This is a genomic window from Lunatibacter salilacus (assembly GCF_009797935.1).
GTDB lineage: Bacteria > Bacteroidota > Bacteroidia > Cytophagales > Cyclobacteriaceae > Lunatibacter > Lunatibacter salilacus.
In genome coordinates this window covers 122,492-142,258 of the sequence record NZ_VOLC01000015.1, presented here as the reverse complement: position 1 = coordinate 142,258, position 19,767 = coordinate 122,492, and the positions used below count along the sequence as shown (strand labels likewise).

Below are 19,767 nucleotides of genomic sequence, written 5' to 3'. Positions count from 1 at the left end.
CTCGAAATGAAATCCGCACAGATTAATAAGACCGGGAATATCCTGTTGATTTTGTGGTTTATCCCCTTCTTTCCCCTTTTATTCGGGATTACTGGGTGTGTCGTGAAGCCCGACCCCTATGCCAATTGGGGTGTCTATAAGGCTGATTCGCAAAGTAGCAGCTATTCCCCCCTTGATCAAATCAACAAGGAAAATGTTGCCAAACTCAATGTGGCCTGGGTCTTCGAACCTAACGATTCCATTGAAGGTGGACGACCGCTTAATAGCGAAAGTAATCCCATTATCATAGAAGATATCCTATACACAACCTCTGCCAGAGGGCGTCTATTTGCCGTGAATGCAGTTTCCGGCGAATTGCAATGGAGTTTCGATCCATTCGAAGGGGGACGGGGAGGAGGCATCAAACGGGGCGTAGCCTATTGGGAAGATGGTTCAGACAAACGAATTCTATTTACCGGAGGGGATAAGTTATTTGCGATAGATGTAAAAACAGGGAATCCAATCCCAACTTTTGGTATTGGGGGTAAAGTGAATTTAAATGAAGGCATGCGGGGCGATCCGGATAGAATTTCTGTAATTCCCACATCACCAGGCATTGTTTTCGAAGATTTGTTGATCTTGGGCACAGAGGTTTCGGAGCTTTACGGTGCCGAACCCGGCCATATAAGGGCCTATAACGCGCGGTCAGGGGAGCTTGTATGGATCTTTCACACGATACCCCTCCCAGGGCAAGTCGGTTATGAAACTTGGCCCCCTGACGCGTGGAAATATGCCGGAGGAGCTAATAATTGGGGTGGATTAAGCCTGGATAGCTCCCTTGGAATGGTCTTTTTTTCCACGGGATCCCCTACATACGATTATTACGGCGCAGACAGAAAAGGAATGAACTTGTTTGGCAACTCCGTGGTGGCCGTTGATGCCCGCACAGGTGCATATATCTGGCACTTCCAAACCATACACCATGACCTCTGGGACTATGATTTGCCCGCACCGCCAAATTTAGTGACCTTGGAACACGATGGCCGCAAAGTTGATGCGGTGGCCCAAACCTCCAAAGTTGGGTTTCTCTATGTGTTGGATCGAAAAACTGGCGAATCATTATTTCCCATAGAAGAACGGCCGGTACCACCTTCGGATATCCCCGGTGAAGAAGCCTGGCCTACCCAACCCTTTCCGTTGAAACCTGCCCCTTATGCCCGACAGTACCTGGACGAATCGGATATAGCTGACTATTCAACCTCATCCAGAGACTCACTGATTGAAGTGTTCAGGTCTTTACGCTATGAGGGACTTTTCACTCCCCCTTCCGTCCAAGGCACCTTACAATTTCCCGGTTCGCGGGGAGGTTCAAGTTGGGGCGGTGCAGCCTTTGATGCCTCCACGGGACTGCTTTATGTCAAGTCAAATGACTCCCCTGAAATCATGCGCCTGAAAAAAGTGGAGCCTGAAAAATCCATCTCCAACCTTTCCGTGTACAAGCGGGGAGAATCGATTTATAACACTTATTGTGTAAGCTGCCATGGAAAAGATAGAAATGGTGATGAACAGGGAAATCCTTCCTTGGTAGGACTTAAAGGCCGAATCAGCGAAGCAGACGTGCTTACCAAAATCAAGCAGGGAGCTGGTAAAATGCCCAACTTCTCCAGTGTATTCACGGACAGGGAAAAAGAAGATGCCATCTTGGCATTTCTATTTGAAAATGAAAACAAAGGTCGTCCCAATCGGGAAACATCACTTCTGCAAGAGATAAGCAGCAACCATGGCGCATCTCTCGAAACCCTGTCCCTCGATACCCTCCCTCGCTACCTGAACCTCACTGCGTACGGCTACTTTAGAGATATTGAGGGAAGACCCGGCATAAAGCCACCATGGGGCATGTTGCATGCAATTAACCTTAATACGGGAGATTATGCCTGGAGCGTCCCTGTGGGAAATAATCCGGAGCTGCAAACCAGTCCTGAAGAAACTGGTGAAGCAGGCTCCGCAGGACCTGTTGTAACCGCCGGAGGATTGGTATTTATTGCGGGCACACGGGACAATAGGTTTCGGGCATTTGACAAGGACACGGGAAGTAAGCTCTGGGAGTTTGATTTACCTGGCTTTGCCAATGCCAATCCGAGTATCTATCAGGTCGGGGAAAAGCAGTATGTCGTGCTTTCTGTAGGCGGAAACTCAAAAAACACAGCGGGGTCGGTAATGGCTTTTTCCTTGCCGGATTAATGGGCGAATAAAGCTCATGCAGCGTTTGTGGTAATTTTGGACCAGCGGAACAATTTTGACGACCATTGGGCCCGTTTCTGCCCTTTCCTTTGGTTGGTCTAGCCATCTTTGGCAAATCATCGTCGCCTACATCCCTCCTACATCATATTGCTGCCCATACCTCCTTTATGTTATTTTTCGATTAGGATAAGGAAACGCCATCAAATTACTTTCTCATTACATTTGTACCCGGAAAATCGGTACTCCTCTACCTTTTATTTCGTACCTTTATCCGGAATTAAATTACAAAACCATGAAATCGAGCATGACGAGAAAGTCACACATTGGGTTGATTATTTGCCATGCAAGATTCCACCTGCCTGAGGGCAGTCAGGTCTGACCATTAAAAAACAATGATAAGGAGATGAAATCGAGCATGACGCAGGCGACGCACGGAGGGATGATTATTATTGCGAGATTCCATGTGGCCATTAAAAAACAATTATAAACACATGAAAAAAAATATATTAATTGGCACCGGAATCATCCTACTGATTTTTATTATCTGGGTAGTGTATGGCATGTTTTTCGCCACGCCGGTAAGTCCTCCGGCCACGGCTTCCTACAGTCAGAGCGGACTGGAAATCAACATTGACTACAGCCAACCCTCCAAAAAAGGCCGGCTTATCTTTGGAGAAGAAAGTTCCGGTGCCCTGCAGCCTTATGGGCAATACTGGCGGCTGGGTGCCAATGCGGCAACGGAAATCACCTTTAACCAGGACGTAACCTTTGGCGGTAAGCCGGTAGAGGCGGGAACCTACCGCATGTACGCGGTGCCCGGAGCGGATGCATTTGAGGTTCGACTCAACAGTGAAACCAGTGTATTCTTTGGTGCAGCGCAACCGGATTACGCATTGGACCTGCTGACCGTTCAGGCTCCGGTCCAGAAAACCGATTCCGTGGTGGAAACCTTTACCATAGACATCCGCTCTGCCAACACCGGTGCGACGATTGCCTTTAGCTGGGACGATGTTTTGTTAACCGTGCCGGTAGCCTTGCAATAATGCGTTACTTTAAGTTGCTAATAACAGCCTTATGTAACTAAAGCGTGTTGAATATTTCACTCCTTTTTCTCCCCTTCCAGAAAACAGGAGGGGGCTAGGGGAGCTATTCTTTTCGGGAATTGTTTCAATTACCTTGGTAGGATTCGCCTCTCATTCCCGTTCATCGAAAACCACCCCCTGAAAATTACGTGTATCGAATTGAAAGGTGCTATAGGGAAGATCCTGATCAAATTCCATGTTTGAGAATTCGTAGGAAACCCATGTTTGCCTACGGTCTATCGTGACTATCTTTTCAGCAAAATGGGTGGATGCATAGATCCACAGATCGACCCGATAAAAATCCTGAAGTGCATCGAATTTTCTTTTTGATTCCCGAAGTAATTCAACGGCCCTTGCGTCCTGGCAATAGCAGGACAGGCTGCTAATTTATTTATTATAAGTGAAAAATTAGGGAAGACCTGGGCGAAATTTCGGTCCTTATCCTCACTTCTCCTTCTGCTACCCATGTGGGTAGGGATGGATTGAGCGTTTTCTGGTCGGGGAAAGCAATGAACCTGCACTGGCTCTTGTTAAAGTTCATTACTTGGAAGTAAGTTTGGCATGCATCCTGCTTGATTTGAAATGGTTAAAATCACCTAAAAATAGCTATGGATTGGAGCTTGAATCTAAACTTTCTGGCAGCCATGTTGGCAATGGTAAACCCGATAGGCTTAATTCCGGTCTGGTATGAATTGACGGGCGATGCGACGCCGAAAGTCCGAAGGGAAGTGGCAGCGATGGTCACAGGAACCTCGGTCTTTATCTTACTCATATTTTTAATTCTTGGAAAATACATCTTAAGCTTTTTTAGCATTGATATAGAAGTGTTTAAAATTGCAGGCGGATTTCTGCTGCTTTTTACCGCTTTATCGATGATACAGGGGTCGGCGACCAAATTGGAGGAAGTTAAGGAGGAAGCGGAAACGGATTTGAAATTGGCGAAGCTACGGTTTGAAAAGGTGATGGTTCCGCTGGCCATTCCGATGCTGGCGGGGCCGGGTTCATTGACCACGGTACTTTTGTACAGTTTTACCGCTACTACTCCCACCACCTACGTCGGTCTATCCGGTGTATTGCTCGTATGTTACTTCTTACTTTTTATCGTTTTCAGCTACTCCTATCTGCTAGAGGAGAGAGTCGATGATATTGTTTTTGCAGGATTTACCAGGTTATTTGGACTCATCGTCGCAGCAATTGCCGTTCAATTTATGGTAGAAGGGTTAGGTGAAGTCTTTCCGAATTGGATGGAGGGAGATTCGGCTGTAGAAACGGGAGAGAAAGCGGAAAGCTAGGACTAATTAGGATGTTATTTTCGGATATTTCGCTGCTGGGTTCAAGCCATTGCTGCAATACTGCTTGGTCTACCTTAAGAGAATCGGGTTTAGGTTCCCGCCAGGATGTTCATCTCAGGAAAAGTAATTATCTTTCGTTAAAAACAGTCAGCCATGAAACCCAAAATATGCAGCCATGCCGGCACGAAATTCCCCTTGTTTCTTCTTTTTTTTGCCAGTTTTTCAATACTAAGCGCACAGGATGCAGTCATCTCGGGTGAGTTTATTGTCGAACCTCCTACCCTCCTGAACCTGGGATTCGAATGGAAAATTACCGGTGACGAAAACCGCAACGCAGAAGTGGAGGTAAGCTACCGCAAAATGGGCAGTTCGGAATGGCTGCCGGGAATGCCCCTACTTCGAATCGGGGGCGAAAAGATCTTCCGTGAAGCCGAACAGTTGGAATATACGGTGCCTCACCAGTTCGCAGGAAGCATTCTTGACCTCGAACCCGGAACTACATATGCCTGTCGTTTTGAACTTTCGGATCCGGATGGCGTGTCAGGAACTTCCATTAAGGAAGTAGAAGTCAAAACCCGAACGGTTCCGAAAGCTTACGAACAGGGACGTACCCTTCATGTTTATCCTCCTGGTTTTAAAGGCGAAAAGATACAGCCTGCCTTTGAGGGGCTAAAAAAGGCTTATTATGGGTCCGGGCTGGGAGACTGGTCGGTAGTAAGCGAGAAAACGGTACAACCTGGAGACGTTATTCTGGTTCATGCCGGTACCTATAAAGCCGACTTACTGGACTATGTTGACCCCCACGGGATTCCATTTGACGGGACCTACCTTCTGAATGTCAAAGCCTCTGAAGAGAAACCCATTGTCATTCGTGGCGCGGGAGATGGAGCAGCCATTTTCGACGGAAATGGTGCCCACCGGCTATTTGATGTAATGGGCACGCAACACCATATTTTTGAGAATCTCACATTCAGGAATACGGACATCGTGTTTTCGGCCGGCACGAAAGGGGTTGTCGGAGCCAGCAACCTTACGATCCGTAATTGCCGAATGGAAGAGGTTGGTTTGGGACTGATTTCGGAATTTGCTGGATCAAGGGACTTCTACATTGCCGATAACGTGATTTTAGGAAGGGATCCACGAAACCATCTGGTAGGCTGGGCCAATCCGGATCCCTATCCCCCCAGTCCTTTAAAGAGTTACATGGGCATTAAAGTCTACGGTTCAGGACATGTAATCTGCCACAATGCCGTGGCTTTTTTTCACGACGGCATCAATGTTTCGACGTACGGTACACCGGAAGAATCGCAGGGTCTAAAGGCTGTTTCCATTGATATTTACAATAATGACCTGCACCTGATGGTAGATGACTTCATAGAAGCAGACGGTGGGGTGCATAACATACGGATCATGAGAAACCGGGGGGTCAATTCAGGACAGTGCGCGCTGAGTGCGCAGCCGGTCATTGGCGGTCCGGCCTATTTTATCCGGAATGTTGTCTACCACATACCCAACGGATTTGCACTTAAATTCATGTCCAAACCTGCAGGTCTGGTAGTTTACCACAATACCATCATTGCAGAAAACAGGAATTCCCAGACCTTCTCAAATGCCCATTTCAGGAACAACCTTTTTATGGGTACCAACGTTTCCGGAAGGCCAGTAAATGCATTTCCATTTGCAACGGCTTATTCTACCTCAGATTATAATGGGTACCGGCCTAACCCCGATACTGAAAATCATTTCCTTTACCTTGGGCCAGCGGATAATAAGGTATATGATTACGAGTTAAACAGCGGGGATGTGCAACGTTTTTCCTCACTGGAAGCTTTACACGCCGCCAGCGGATTGGAGGCGAACGGAGTAATACTGGATTACACCGTATTCAACGAATTAACTGCTCCTGATCCCGAAGACCCCCACGGTATTTACCATGCAGAAGATCTGAATTTCACCTTAAATCCAACTGGAAAAGCAGTGGATAAAGGCACCGTGATTCCCAATATTAACGATCACTATACGGGAAAGGCTCCGGATTTGGGGGCCCTGGAAACAGGTGATACCCCTCCCGTATATGGTCCAAGGGGCCTAGAAGACCGGAATTGGTACAGATAGGGGTAGCTATAATACGTTCTGTCTGATTTTATCGACGTGTTTCAAAAACAGGGTGAAAAACTCGAGGTAGCATTTCGTAAACGCAGCATTCACCTCCTCCGGCAAACCTTGGGTATACGGGTTCAATCTTTCTTGATAGGCTTTCGCTTCAGAAATCTTCACACCCCGGATCTGATATAACTTACTTTCGCTGTAGGAGCCCTCGTCAAGGATGGCGTCCTTAGAGCTAGGGACAATATAATGAGATGTTTTCTGCTCCTTCGAAGAAGCCATGTTTCTCCCAACATACATGGGAAGAAACACCTTCCCTAGTAATCTCAGGCGTTCAATTACCAGCCTTGATATAGGCCCAGCCTTGCTCCTGTCGGATGATGATTTCTGCGAGTCCGGACGGAACGGTAATCACTCCGGGAATCAGGTCTTCCTTACTTGCTTTAGCCCTGCGCATGGTGTTTTCACAGGCGGCAAAAACCACCCCACGCGTAAGCAAGTCTGTAATGCCCTCCTTGACCTCGCTCTTAGCCTGCAGCACCAGCGGAAGCGCTGTTCCGTGACAGATAACCTCAATTTCCGCATTCGGCAAGGCACGCAGGATGTTGTTGAGTTGGCCGATAACCTGCTCCTGGTCAGCGGTTTCTCCTTTGGTGACCTGGAAAACGACACGGTGTACCTCCTCGTCCACTACCTGGGCCGCAAGTACCAGTGGACTTCCGAGGAAAAATACGAGCAAAACTAAACGTACGATTGGTTTCATGGCTTTTTTTCTGATTTGCCCGAATATACGTTTATTTTTTATTTTTTTGCGGTTACCTGCTCCTCCATTTTCCGCTTGAATACCTTTACCAGGCGTCGAAGATGAGGAACAAACAGGCCACAAAAGAAAGGTTTGCAAAAGTTGGAATTATACGTACATTTAACGGTACAACCCAAAAACCGAATCGATGTGGGAAGACGATAATACGCAATTTCAGGTGGTGGTCAACCACGAAGAACAATACAGCATCTGGCCGGTAGACCGTGAACTTCCCCTGGGCTGGAAGGCAGTCGGAAAAGAAGGCCGTAAGCAGGAATGCCTGGATTACATCGAAGAAGTATGGACCGACATGCGACCGCTTTCCCTTCGGGGAAAAATGGAAGAAATGGAAAGACATCAACAGCAAGGAAAATAAAATTAGCCCTAACCCATCCTCGAAAACCCCAATTACCAACCCAAAATAACGTTACTATGCGAATACCGTCAACAGGCATCAAATACCTTACACGTTCAATCATTTTTTTTCTGTTGCTCCAATCCTATACCAGCCTTGGCAACGAATTGGATACCATCCGGAAACGCGTCGTAGCCGACTTGCTAAATACAGAGATATCTGAAGATCAGGTAAAAAATATCTTGAACCAGATGGACCCGGATGGTTCGTACCCGCATATCGATTACCAAGACCTGAGTAGAACGGCCGGATTTCCGCACCGGCACCACACAGCCAATTTGGTCTATCTGGCCAAAGCCTTTGCCATTCCTTCGTCCCCCTATTATCAGGATCCGGCGATAAAGGAAAAGATTATTTTATCCCTTGAATATTGGGTAACCCATGATTTCGTTGGCGACAACTGGCATGACAACCAAATCTCTACCCCCACAAATCTGGTGAATCTAATGTTGTTGATTGGGGATGAACTGCCGAAGGAATTGGTGCAAAATGCCCAGCCCATGATTGGGCGTGCCCACATGGAGGCTTCGGGAGCACGGCCAAGTGGGGATCGTATCGTAATCGCCGGTATTTTAGCAAAAAACCTGTTGTTCATTAGAGACAAAGAAGCCTTTGACGGGGTTATCTCCATCATTGCCAATGAAATCAAATTCGCAACTGGGGAAAGGGGAATGCAACATGACTACAGCTTTCACCACCGTGTGGACAGGGTTAACAATACCACTTCCTACGGATACGGCAAGTATGCCAATGCCTTCGGTGAATGGGCGGATTACGTGGCCGGAACCTCTTATGCGTTTGACCGGGATAGGATCAATCAGTTGGTGGACTATTACCTGGATGGAGTTTATAAGCAATTGGTCTATGGGATTTACGAAGATATAAGCGTAAAAAACAGATCCATTTCGAATCGGTCCACTTTCCAGCCAAAGGATGTTGTTGAGATAGAACGGCTTTTACGCAGCACCGATTACCGGAAGGAGGAGTTGGAGGAAATTATCCAACTCCGAAAAGGTAACGTCTCCCCTACCCGAGCTTTCGCTAAATTCTTCTGGCAAACAGAACATTTTGTGTTGCAGCGACCTGATTTTTATACCACGGTACGCATGTTCTCTACTCGGAACAGAAATATGGAAATGCCCTATAACGGCCCCGGAAAAACCACACACCACCGGGCTGACGGTACCAATTACCTGCAATTGAAAGGCAATGAATACCAAGACATTTGGCCTGTTTACGATTGGCAGAAGATTTCTGGAACCACAATCCTACAAAAACCCGAATTGCACAGTCCGGATAATATTCAACTGGACGGCCTCACGGGCTTTGTGGGAGCTGCTGAAGACGGATATTTTGGGGCGGTAGGATTTGACTTCATTAGCCCTCACGATGGCACAAAGGCGAAAAAAGGCTGGTTTTTCTTTGACCGGGTGTATGTATGTCTGGGTGCCGGAATAGCCTCCGAAAAGCCGTATCCGGTGGCCAGTACGGTGGATCAAGTACTGCTTCGCGGCCCGATTCAGGTACAACAACAGGGGGCATCCTCCCGGCAGCTGGCCGAGGGTGAACATGAACTGAAAAACTTGGAATGGCTGTTTCATGACGGCGTAGGTTATTGGTTTCCGGAAGGTCCTACATTGACTGTCAAAAACCAGATAGAACGCGGAAGCTGGGCAGCTATTACAGATCAAAAGAATGTCTCAACCGAAGAAATCCAGAAGAAAGTCCTTACCGCCTATTTTGATCATGGAATTCGCCCGCAGGATGCCGGGTATGCCTATGTGGTTGCTCCGAGAACCAGCCCCGAAGAACTTGCTTCCTTCCCACAGTCCGGCCTTCGCATATTAGCCAATAAGCAAAACCTCCAGGCGGTCCACCATCCTGGATTGGAACAAACCCAAGCGGTATTTTATGAAGGAGGATCCCTTTCTATGGCAGATGGATCCATATTGACGGTAGACCAGCCGGGGATTTTGCTGATCAGCAAGGACGGAAAGTCCATTCAATCTCTAACAGTCGCCGATCCGTTGCGATCACGGGAGAGTTTTGTAATCCATGTGCCAGGCCAGTATGAAGGAACATCCAACGAGGTAAAGGCGGATTGGGACAGAAACAAGAATACCACACGGCTTCTGATTACCTTGCCCCAAGGGGTGTATGCGGGTAAGTCTGTGACAGTGGGTTTGCGGTCGGGACATTAGTTAAAGCTGTTGAAAATTTGCAATGGCGAACCCAGATACGGGGGATTTGAAATCGCCCTAACCGCTGTTCGGCATTTGCAATGGCGAACCCAGATTCCGGGGATTTGAAATCCCCCCAACCTAAATCAGGATTGCAGATACCGTCCTCCCAATTTCGCGACTTTTATTTTTCTGCCTTTTAGTCAAAAAGACTATGGTTTTGGAATTGAATGGTTTTGCTTAAAGGGGAGGATACTTTTAAACCAACCCCCTACCTTTCTCCCTATTTTCCGACCTATATTTTTTTCCATTTTTACCCAAATATACCCAAGCTTGGGTATTGCCGCCCATCTCTCAAAAAAGTAAATTTATAAAAATTTTATCAGTTCTTTTGTCTGGGAATGAGGAGGCGAAGCTGTGATTTTTTCTAATTAATTATATCCGACGCTCCCAATCTTATTCGTGATAAAGTACTCAGTTAAAGAAATTTCCATATACTTAAATCTTTCTAAATGATTGACCAGGTATTAATTAGTGTTGTCAATCTGCTAAACGAACATATTGGAACAACAGAACCAGATGTAGTGCTCGGTAATCTTTCAATGCTGGACACCTATCAAGAAGGAGTCGGGGATAGTTTTTCTGATCGGGTAGTCGTATCAATCATCAATATACAGCAGGAAAGTACATTAAGGAATACCCCTGCCAATAGGCAAATATTCAACAATGCAGGATTACCAAATGGTGTGGCGAGAAACCCAGGTATATATCTAAATGTGTATTTAATTATTGGTGCCAATAAAGACCAGTATGCCATTGGGCTTCAAAGAATTTCCCAAGTATTGACCTTCTTCCAAAGACATTCTATTTTCACCATCGCAGATATTCCCAATTTAACAGAATTTAATTTGGACAGAATCATATTCGATCTATATTCTACAAGTTTTGAAGAATTAAACCAGCTTTGGGGTATAATGGGAGGAAAATATATTCCATCTGTGGTATATAAAATGAGACTGCTATATATAGACAATGTGGAAGAAGGGGCAGAAATAAACCTGGTGAAAATAGTGGATACCCGTTACAACAAATTGGATGCTTAGGGATGGACCATGTCATTTATAAATATGAAAAATTGTTTTCTGTCCGGTTTACCCATCCGGCTTTTCCAAATTCCGCAGAAAACGGGGGATTATTGACCAATTTTTTGACCATTGAACCCGACAGACTTACCAGACTATTATTCAAAAATCAGGAAATTCTCTTCAGGACCAGACAGGATATGCTATTGTGTATAATTCGGATAAACGAGGAAATGGATTCCCCTTACTTCCGCTTACCGGATATCCTCCAAGCAAGGTTTCTTTTCAGTGTCAAGGATAGACTGCTTGTACAAACCAATATTCCTGATTCACATGGAGGGGAAAATTTATACCGGTTTCGCATCAATCTACGATCCTCTGCTGATTCCATGGATCTTTCCGGAGCAGATTTGGGTGAGGTGGAAGACAGGGAACCCAGGAGATTTTTCCGACCTGGAAATCCTGGATCCTGGGAGACTATACCAGTCAATATAAGTGGTTATTTTGGTGTAATTGACATTGTCACTGAGGGTTCAAGTACCCATAGGCTTTATACCAATGTAACAGACCAGTTGTTATTCTTTACCACAGCCAATGGAAATGAGCATGAACATCTGTTCACCATTCAATTAAATAACTGAAAAATATCAAATCATAAAACTACAATCCAATGGCACAAATCAATGAATCCGCAATTAGAACCCCTGGAGTTTATATTAATGAGATTCCATCTTTCCCACCGTCCGTGGCCCAGGTTGCCACAGCCATTCCTGCATTTCTTGGGTATACCAGGATTACGTCCCGAAACGGGGATTCCATCGTAAATCAGCCTATTCGAATAACTTCACTAGTGGAATATGAATCTATTTTTGGAGCCAGATTGGAAACCTTTACCGCAGCAGTAGCCACTAATGGTTCAGGCATTGATTCAGTTTCTACTCAGCCTGTCGCACCTACCTTGCTTTACCGTTTATATTATGCCATGCAAATGTATTTTTCAAACGGTGGCGGGCCCTGTTATATAGTTTCTCTTGGTGCGGATACTGAAACTGCATCATTTGAAGATTTCGAAGATGGGTTAAATGCCGTTTCCAAAGAAGATGAGCCTACCCTATTGGTTTTTCCCGATGCGCACCTATTAGCAACACCCGGTGAATATTATGACATATATCAGGCTGCTTTGGCCCAATGTAGCCAGCTTGCTGACCGATTCACTATTTGTGATGTTCTCAATGGCAATTTGGATTTTACAGATAGCAGTGATGCTGCCAACGATGTAATTGATGATGCTACTTTCGGATTCCGATCGCTCATTGGAAACAATTTTCTGGATTATGGCGCTGCCTATTACCCCCATTTGGAGACCTCCCTCAATTTTAATTATGATGAAGGGACATTGGCTGTAAGCGGAACATTGGCTTCAGGTGCACTCCCGGCAAATTCATTTCTACGTATTCTAAATCCGGCCGATGCTGCCGAGGAATCCCGGTCACTCTATCACCAGGCAAATGGCTTATACCATCAGATAAGAGGCAGTATTGCCGCAATGCCGGTAATCCTACCACCCAGCAGTGCTGTAGCTGGTGTATATGCGTCAATAGATGGGACACGGGGAGTTTGGAAAGCTCCGGCAAATTTCAGTTTAAGAAGGGTGAGACGGCCAGTTGTGGTGATTGATGATTCGGACCAAGAAGACCTGAATGTCCATACAACCGGTAAATCCATTAATGCCATCCGGTCATTTACAGGAAAGGGAGTTTTGGTTTGGGGTGCGAGGACTTTGGCAGGCAATAGCAATGAATGGAGATATGTCAATGTCCGAAGGTTTTTCATTATGGTGGAAGAGTCTACAAAAAAAGCTACTGAGCCATTTGTCTTTGAACCCAATGACGCCAATACATGGGTAAGGGTTAGGGCCATGATAGAAAACTTTTTGAGCCTGCAGTGGCGGGCAGGTGCTTTGGCCGGAGCAAAACCTGAACATGCATTTTATGTGAGGGTTGGACTTGGCCAAACCATGACTGCCCTCGATATATTGGAAGGCAGAATGATTGTAGAGATAGGCATGGCAGTTGTACGGCCTGCTGAGTTCATTATTCTTCGGTATAGTCATAAAATGCAGGAATCTTAAATCAATAAAAACATTATGGACTATAAAGTACCCGGAGTTTTTATTGAAGAGACACCCCTCTTTCCCCCTTCTGTCGCAGCTGTTGCAACAGGTCTGCCGGCATTTATTGGGTTTACTGAACGGATAGTAGATCCAAATGGAAATCCACTTGTCAACAGACCGGTCCGCCTTACCTCACTTTTGGAATATAAAGAGTTGTTTGGAGGTGAATATATTCCTACTAGTTATACAGTTGGGGTAGATCCTTCCAATTTCAGCATTCTGAATATCCACACAGATGAAGGCTTCAGATTTTACCTGTTTGATGCTTTAAGGCTTTATTTTGACAACGGGGGCGGTCCATGTTACATTGTTTCTGTAGGAGATTATGAAAGTGAGATAACATATGGTGACCTGACAACGGGCTTACGTGGCGGACTAAGGAGTCTTGAAAAGATAGCTGAACCTACCATACTTGTTGCCCCTGACCTGGTGGGTTTAAGGAACAATTTGGGAGGACCTGATTATGCTTTGGCAGGAACCCTTCATCAGGATATGATTGCCCAATGTGCCAAACTACAGGACAGGGTCGTCATTTTGGATTTACTTCAGGGATTTCAGGAACTTCCTGGCCCGGTGGATGAGTTCAGGGACGCACTCGGAACGCAAAATCTGAATTATGCAGCTGCGTATTATCCTTGGCTGCTAACTTCCTATTCCAAACCCATCCATTTCACACAACTGAATTTTGTAGACAATCAAACTGTACCTGACCCAATCCCGGATGCCTCGTTGGATACTATGAGCGGAGTTGCTGTCACAGATGGATTATTGACTTCACTGAGGGCTTGGATTGCCGAAGAAGATAGGATTTATGATAAAATCTCAGAAGTTAGTGTAAACAGATTGAATTACACTCAGTTGCACGTGCAATTAATTACATTGAGAAACGCAGTTCTTGCAGGTAACACTGCTGGAATAACAAGGCCTGCATTTATAGCCATGATGAATTTTGTGCGTCAGATGGCATTGGCCTTCCAAGACTTGGTAGAGGATGGCGGTAACTCTACCGAGCTCACACAATCACTTCTACGATTGGAGGGAGACAGCGGGCTACAGACCGAATTGAGCAACCTAATAGCCTTCGAAAAAAATCCCGATGTGATGAATTCTATTGCAAATGCAAGAACAGTTGCTGATGTGGAAGCTGATTATTCCATTCTTGATTCAGCGGATTGGATAGGAGGAGAGGCATTGGTTGATATTAACCCCAATGGAATAGATTACTCCAACGGCGGAACGCTTTCTATTTCCCTAACAGCTCAGGCTGCTGCCAGATCCACTGAATTTCAGTCAGTGTTCGATACAATATCAGAAGCATTTATTTCCCTTGTCCGTAATCAGGTTTTGCTTTCGCAGCTCTCAGAAAAACAACTTTTTGTGCAGCACCCATTTTTTAAAGCTGTACATGAAAGAGTAACCAAGTTTATGTGTACCATACCTCCTTCGGGAGCCATGGCCGGAATTTATGCATTTACCGATCGAACCCGTGGTGTCTGGAAGGCACCTGCAAATGTCGGACTGAGGAATGTGCTTGCCCCGACTATAAAATTAACCGATCAGGAACAGGGTTCCCTGAATATCCATTCATCGGGGAAATCCATCAATGCCATCAGAGCCTTTACCGGAAAAGGTATTTTGGTATGGGGCGCCAGGACCCTAGCGGGAAATGACAATGAATGGAGGTATATCAATGTGAGAAGGTTCTTCACATATGTAGAGATGTCAACGAAAAAGGCAACAGAACCTTTCGTTTTTGAAAGCAATGATGCCAATACCTGGGTGAGAATCAGGGCTATGATTGAAAATTTTCTCACGCTGCAATGGAGACAGGGTGCCTTGGCAGGTTCGACTGCCAAGGAAGCTTTTTTCGTTAAAGTAGGACTTAATGAAACCATGACTGCCCAAGACATCCTGGAGGGCAGGTTGATTGTGGAAATTGGGATGGCGGCAGTCCGACCTGCGGAATTTATTATACTTCGGTTCAGCCACAAAATGCAGGAATCTTAAAAAAAATTATACTAAACAAATAAAATTATGGCAAATTATCCTCTTCCAAAATTCCATTTTCAGGTTGAATGGGGTGGCGCAAACTTAGGTTTCAGTGAAGTATCCGGACTGGATGTCGAAACTGAGGTGATCGAATACCGGGATGGCTCTAGTCCTGAATATGTAAAAACAAAAATGCCCGGGATGCAGAAATTCAGCAACATTACGCTAAAACGCGGAACATTCCAGGGGGACAATGAATTTTATGTCTGGTGGAACTCCGTTGCCCTAAACACCATAGAAAGGCGGGATGTCACGATTAGTTTGCTGAATGAGAACCATGAGCCTGTCATCATTTGGAAGGTCAAAAATGCGTGGCCGACAAAGGTCCAATCAACGGATCTAAAAGCAGATGGAAATGAGGTGGCCATAGAGAGCGTTGAGTTGGTCCACGAAGGGCTTGTTATCCAAAATGATTGATTATGTCGGCATTTGATACGCCACAGGTGGGTTTTCATTTCTTGGTTCTATTTGAAATCTTTCCACAGTTTCCAAACGATGTGAAATTCCAGGAGGTTTCAGGATTGAGCGTGGAAATGGAAATGGAAACCAGAGTGGAAGGAGGGGAACAACGTTTTGTACACAATTTGCCTGTAAGGACAAAGTTTGGGGATGTTACGCTGAAACGCGGTAAATTTCTTGGCTCAGGTATTTTACATTGGTGCCGACAGGCCATTGATGAATTTCAGTTTTCTCCATCCAACGTTATGATATCCCTGATGAACGCAGACCACGTACCCTTATACAATTGGTACCTTATCAATGCCATACCAAAACGGCTTGAGGTCTCAGGTTTCAACGCCCAAAACAGTGAAATAGTGGTGGAAACCTTGGTTTTGTCCTACCAGCATTTTAAATACTACGATCCGGTAAGCATAGGCTTGGATTTGGCGGCGGGTTTAACAGGTTCAGTGGACATCAATATTGGCCTTTAAATAAACAATACACTATGGCAATAGTAGTCAAAGAATTGATAGTAAGAGCAACTGTGGAAGACACTCACCAGGGGGAAAATGGGAGAAGTGCCATTTCCCACGGTAAGGAAAGAATGTCAGGAAATTCGGGTCAATTGGACAACATCTTGGCGGACAGTACGGAAAGGGTTATGGAAATTTTGGAACGTAAAAAAGAGCGCTGATGATCAAAAACCCCTTTGATAGTGGCAGTCTCGAAAAAATGTATATCCAGGTTGTGGAGGTTGACAGTAACGGTAAGATCATTGAAAGTGAGGAGGAAGAACTGAAGTTTAATGTTCAGGTCAATCCGGAAAGTTACAATTTCAACTACAAGGTTAATTACAGTTGTCAGTCTGGACATGGGGATACCAATTGTGAGGCAAAACATGCTGGAACCGAGCCTCATGTTATGGAATTTGAATTCCTATTTGATGGGACTGGTGTGATCCCTAAAGCTCCGGGCCCACTTACCGGTGTTCCTTTGGCAGGAGCCTTAGCTGAACTGCTAAGTGGCGAGAAGGAGGATGATGTGGTAACACAATTAAAACGATTCATTAAGGTGGTGGATTATAAGGGTAAAGATCATAGACCATCTTTATTAAAACTTGCCTGGGGAAAGCTTAGTTTTATAGGCGTTCTCACCAGATTATCCATACAGTATAAACTGTTCACCCCAACCGGAGATCCATTAAGGGCCCTGGCAAATGCAACGTTCACAAGCTCCATTCCCGACCAGTTCAGGAAATTGTTGGACCAGGACAGTTCCCCGGATTTAACCCACCTCCGTCTTGCCCATGAAGGGGATAAGCTACCCCTGATGGTTAATAAGATTTACAGATCAACTAAATACTATATAGAGGTGGCAAAAGCCAATAATTTATACAACTTCAGAAATCTTAAAGCGGGTACCCCTTTGTCCTTACCTCCAATTGAAAAGAAAGTAAAATGACCACATCACTTTTACCAATTCCAGCAAGTACAGGCCTAGTATCCTTTTCCATTGAAGTTAACGATGAAGTCTTTCCTAGACATTATCCGGTATTTGCAATAGAAGTAATCAAAGAAATCAACAGGGTACCCCACGCGTGCATTTATTTGGCTGATGGGGATGCTTCAACAGGCGAATGGAAATTAAGCAGCGAAACCTATTTTTCTCCCGGGAATGAAATATCCATTTTAGCAGGCTATTATGGAGAGGATGATTTGATATTTTCCGGTATTGTAATAAGTCAGTCACTCAAGGTAAGAAATAGCCGTTTGGAATTGAAAGTAGTCTGTAAGGACAAATCCATCAGGATGACCACGGTAAAAAGGAGCAGGCACTTTGTGGATATGAAAGACAGTGATGCCTTGAATGAGATTTTAGGGGAATATGAGATTCCGATAAGCGAAATCGCCACAACAAACGTAATCCACAATGACCTGGTCCAGTTTGACTGCAATGATTGGGATTTCATTGTTATGCGAATGGAAGCAAACGGCCTGGTTTGCAGCGTGGACGAAACAGGTTTTTCGACAATAAAACCCTCCATCAATGCTTCGGCGACCTCAATTATCCGTTTTGGAACAAATGTCATTGAATTTGATGCTGAAATTGATGCCCGAAAACAGCTGGGAGCGGTTCTGTCCCACTCCTGGAACCCTTCTGAACAGGATTACGCAGAAGCCGAAAGTATGGAGCCGACCTGGACTACCAATGGGAATCTTTCCACAGAGGAACTCGCAGCTGCCGTTGGGGCTGACAGTCAGTTTTTAAAACATGGGGCAGCTATGACGACTGACGAACTCCAAGAATGGTCTGATGCCACGCTTCTCCGTAGCCGAATGGCTTTCACAAGAGGAAGAGTTCGGGTTCAGGGATTTTCCCAGATTAAACCTGGGGAAACCATCCAATTGGAAGGATTTGGAGACCGCTTCAATGGCCCCGTCTGGGTGGGTGCCGTAAGACATGAAATCGGAAAGGGAAACTGGACAACTGATATTGAATTTGGGTATTCGGACGAAACACATGCCCAGCGCTACCAAACTTCCTCCCTTCCCGCAAACGGATTATTGGCACCCGTACACGGACTTCAAACAGGCGTAGTCACCGCCTTGGAGGGGGACCCCTTGGGTGAACTGAGAATAAGGATCAAAGTTCCTTCCATCAACCTAACTGATGAAGGTGCCTGGGCTAGATTGGCTACGATGGACGCCGGAAATTCACGTGGGTCTTTTTTTCTTCCTGATATAGGGGACGAAGTGGTAGTTGGATTCTTAAATGATGATCCCCGTTTCCCCCTGATATTGGGAATGTTACATAGCAGTTCCAATAGCCGTCCGGAGGAAACTACCGATGACAATCAAATCAGAGGGTTATATTCCAGATCAGGGATGCATATTAGGTTTGACGATGAATCTACCAAACTGGAAATCCTAACTCCGGCAGGCAATAGCATCCTTTTGGATGATGATGCAGGGGAGCTGCACCTCGCGGATAGCAATAATAATAAAATAACTATGTCTTCGAGTGGGTTAAGCCTGGAAAGTGGTGGTGACCTTATTTTAAAAGCTTCCGGAATGGTGAAAGTAGAAAGCTCCACTGAACTTGAACTTAAGGCCGGCACCCAATGGAAAGCAGAGGGTGCGGCAGGCCTGGAAATTTCTTCCAGTGCAGTTACAGTTATCAAGGGAAGCCTAGTTCAGATAAACTAAAATACTAGAAATATGATGCCCGCAGCAAGATCCGGTGATATGCACGTATGCCCCATGGTGACCGGGACGGTACCTCATGTCGGAGGACCGGCATTACCTCCGGGAGAGCCGACAGTTTTAATTGGAGGTATGCCAGCTTTAAGGCTTGGAGACATGCTCACCTGTACCGGACCTCCTGATACGGTAATCGCGGGCTCCGCTACTGTGTTGATAGGTGGGAAGCCCGCGGCAAGGTTGGGAGACAGTACAGCACACGGCGGCACCATTGTCGTAGGTGAATTTACAGTATTAATCGGTTAAAAACTTTAAGCATTATGGCAGGAGACAGTCAATTTTTAGGAAGGGGATGGAGTTTTCCTCCAGTCTTCGACAAAGTAAATGGGGAAATCGAAATGGTGGAAGGAGAGGCCGATATTCAAAGCAGTTTGGAGATAATACTATCCACCGAACTGGGTGAAAGGGTATTGCATCCCTCCTTTGGATGGAAACGGGACAAATGGATATTTGAGTCATTGACCACAACGGCCGCCACTTCCATCCAAAGTGAAATAGAAATGGCTTTATTGTTTTTTGAACCTCGCATAAACCTGAATTTCGTTCGGTTAATCCCTGATGAAAACACATCTGGCAGGATAGAAATCCAAATAGACTACACCATAAGAAGCACAAACACCAGGGGCAATCTGGTTTATCCATTTTATTTAAATGAGATATAATTA

At 45.5% G+C, this 19,767-nt stretch carries 19 protein-coding genes; 17 read left to right on the top strand and 2 right to left on the bottom strand.

Features of this window, described 5'->3' with window-relative positions; translation table 11 throughout:
• The first annotated feature begins 6 nt into the window (after positions 1–6).
• The 4 genes from FQ608_RS19285 (at position 7) to FQ608_RS19270 (ending at position 6,709) form a co-directional block, all read left to right on the top strand.
• Positions 7–2,220: an outer membrane protein assembly factor BamB family protein gene (locus tag FQ608_RS19285; protein ID WP_158860127.1), complete on the top strand. Its 2,214-nt coding sequence runs from the start codon at positions 7–9 to the stop codon at positions 2,218–2,220.
• 491 nt (positions 2,221–2,711) lie between these two features.
• Entirely contained in the window at positions 2,712–3,263 is a 552-nt protein-coding gene (locus FQ608_RS19280; RefSeq protein ID WP_158860126.1) for a DUF2911 domain-containing protein, read from the top strand.
• Between the two features lie 647 nt (positions 3,264–3,910).
• Positions 3,911–4,594: a MarC family protein gene (locus FQ608_RS19275; RefSeq protein WP_158860125.1), complete on the top strand. Its 684-nt coding sequence runs from the start codon at positions 3,911–3,913 to the stop codon at positions 4,592–4,594.
• A 153-nt stretch (positions 4,595–4,747) separates the two neighbouring features.
• A complete protein-coding gene (locus FQ608_RS19270; protein WP_158860124.1) occupies positions 4,748–6,709 on the top strand; it encodes a right-handed parallel beta-helix repeat-containing protein in 1,962 nt (653 codons plus the stop codon).
• 6 nt (positions 6,710–6,715) lie between these two features.
• Here the strand turns inward: FQ608_RS19270 and FQ608_RS19265 are convergent, their stop codons facing one another.
• Positions 6,716–6,982, bottom strand: a complete 267-nt coding sequence (locus FQ608_RS19265) for a hypothetical protein (protein ID WP_158860123.1) — start codon at positions 6,980–6,982, stop codon at positions 6,716–6,718.
• 52 nt (positions 6,983–7,034) lie between these two features.
• Positions 7,035–7,463, bottom strand: coding sequence for a DsrE family protein (locus FQ608_RS19260; protein WP_158860122.1), 429 nt, complete (start codon positions 7,461–7,463; stop codon positions 7,035–7,037).
• Between the two features lie 187 nt (positions 7,464–7,650).
• On the opposite strand from FQ608_RS19260, the gene FQ608_RS19255 reads away from it, so the two are divergent.
• From FQ608_RS19255 to FQ608_RS19195, 13 genes are all read left to right on the top strand, one after another.
• Entirely contained in the window at positions 7,651–7,878 is a 228-nt protein-coding gene (locus FQ608_RS19255) for an MbtH family protein (RefSeq protein ID WP_158860121.1), read from the top strand.
• A 56-nt stretch (positions 7,879–7,934) separates the two neighbouring features.
• The gene (locus FQ608_RS19250; protein WP_158860120.1) at positions 7,935–10,118 is read left to right on the top strand and encodes a polysaccharide lyase family 8 super-sandwich domain-containing protein; all 2,184 of its coding nucleotides are present in this window, start codon (positions 7,935–7,937) and stop codon (positions 10,116–10,118) included.
• A 491-nt stretch (positions 10,119–10,609) separates the two neighbouring features.
• Positions 10,610–11,200, top strand: a complete 591-nt coding sequence (locus FQ608_RS19245; protein WP_158860119.1) for a DUF4255 domain-containing protein — start codon at positions 10,610–10,612, stop codon at positions 11,198–11,200.
• A 2-nt stretch (positions 11,201–11,202) separates the two neighbouring features.
• Positions 11,203–11,820 carry a hypothetical protein gene (locus tag FQ608_RS19240; protein ID WP_158860118.1) on the top strand — a complete coding sequence of 206 codons (618 nt, stop codon included), beginning with the start codon at positions 11,203–11,205 and terminating at the stop codon, positions 11,818–11,820.
• 29 nt (positions 11,821–11,849) lie between these two features.
• Entirely contained in the window at positions 11,850–13,310 is a 1,461-nt protein-coding gene (locus FQ608_RS19235; protein ID WP_158860117.1) for a phage tail sheath family protein, read from the top strand.
• A 15-nt stretch (positions 13,311–13,325) separates the two neighbouring features.
• Positions 13,326–15,359: a phage tail sheath C-terminal domain-containing protein gene (locus FQ608_RS27555; RefSeq protein ID WP_158860116.1), complete on the top strand. Its 2,034-nt coding sequence runs from the start codon at positions 13,326–13,328 to the stop codon at positions 15,357–15,359.
• Between the two features lie 27 nt (positions 15,360–15,386).
• Entirely contained in the window at positions 15,387–15,818 is a 432-nt protein-coding gene (locus FQ608_RS19225; protein ID WP_158860115.1) for a phage tail protein, read from the top strand.
• Positions 15,819–15,820: 2 nt separating this feature from the next.
• Positions 15,821–16,333, top strand: coding sequence for a phage tail protein (locus FQ608_RS19220; protein WP_158860114.1), 513 nt, complete (start codon positions 15,821–15,823; stop codon positions 16,331–16,333).
• A gap of 14 nt (positions 16,334–16,347) precedes the next feature.
• Positions 16,348–16,536 carry a DUF5908 family protein gene (locus FQ608_RS19215; RefSeq protein ID WP_158860113.1) on the top strand — a complete coding sequence of 63 codons (189 nt, stop codon included), beginning with the start codon at positions 16,348–16,350 and terminating at the stop codon, positions 16,534–16,536.
• Positions 16,536–17,303 carry a CIS tube protein gene (locus tag FQ608_RS19210; RefSeq protein WP_158860112.1) on the top strand — a complete coding sequence of 256 codons (768 nt, stop codon included), beginning with the start codon at positions 16,536–16,538 and terminating at the stop codon, positions 17,301–17,303. Before FQ608_RS19215 ends, FQ608_RS19210 begins: the two co-directional genes overlap by 1 nt.
• Positions 17,300–19,048 carry a type VI secretion system tip protein VgrG gene (vgrG, locus tag FQ608_RS19205; protein WP_158860111.1) on the top strand — a complete coding sequence of 583 codons (1,749 nt, stop codon included), beginning with the start codon at positions 17,300–17,302 and terminating at the stop codon, positions 19,046–19,048. The genes FQ608_RS19210 and vgrG overlap by 4 nt, the downstream gene beginning before the upstream one ends.
• A 15-nt stretch (positions 19,049–19,063) precedes the next feature.
• Positions 19,064–19,348, top strand: a complete 285-nt coding sequence (locus FQ608_RS19200) for a PAAR domain-containing protein (protein WP_199856417.1) — start codon at positions 19,064–19,066, stop codon at positions 19,346–19,348.
• A 14-nt stretch (positions 19,349–19,362) separates the two neighbouring features.
• Positions 19,363–19,764: a GPW/gp25 family protein gene (locus tag FQ608_RS19195; RefSeq protein ID WP_158860109.1), complete on the top strand. Its 402-nt coding sequence runs from the start codon at positions 19,363–19,365 to the stop codon at positions 19,762–19,764.
• Positions 19,765–19,767: the final 3 nt, after the last annotated feature.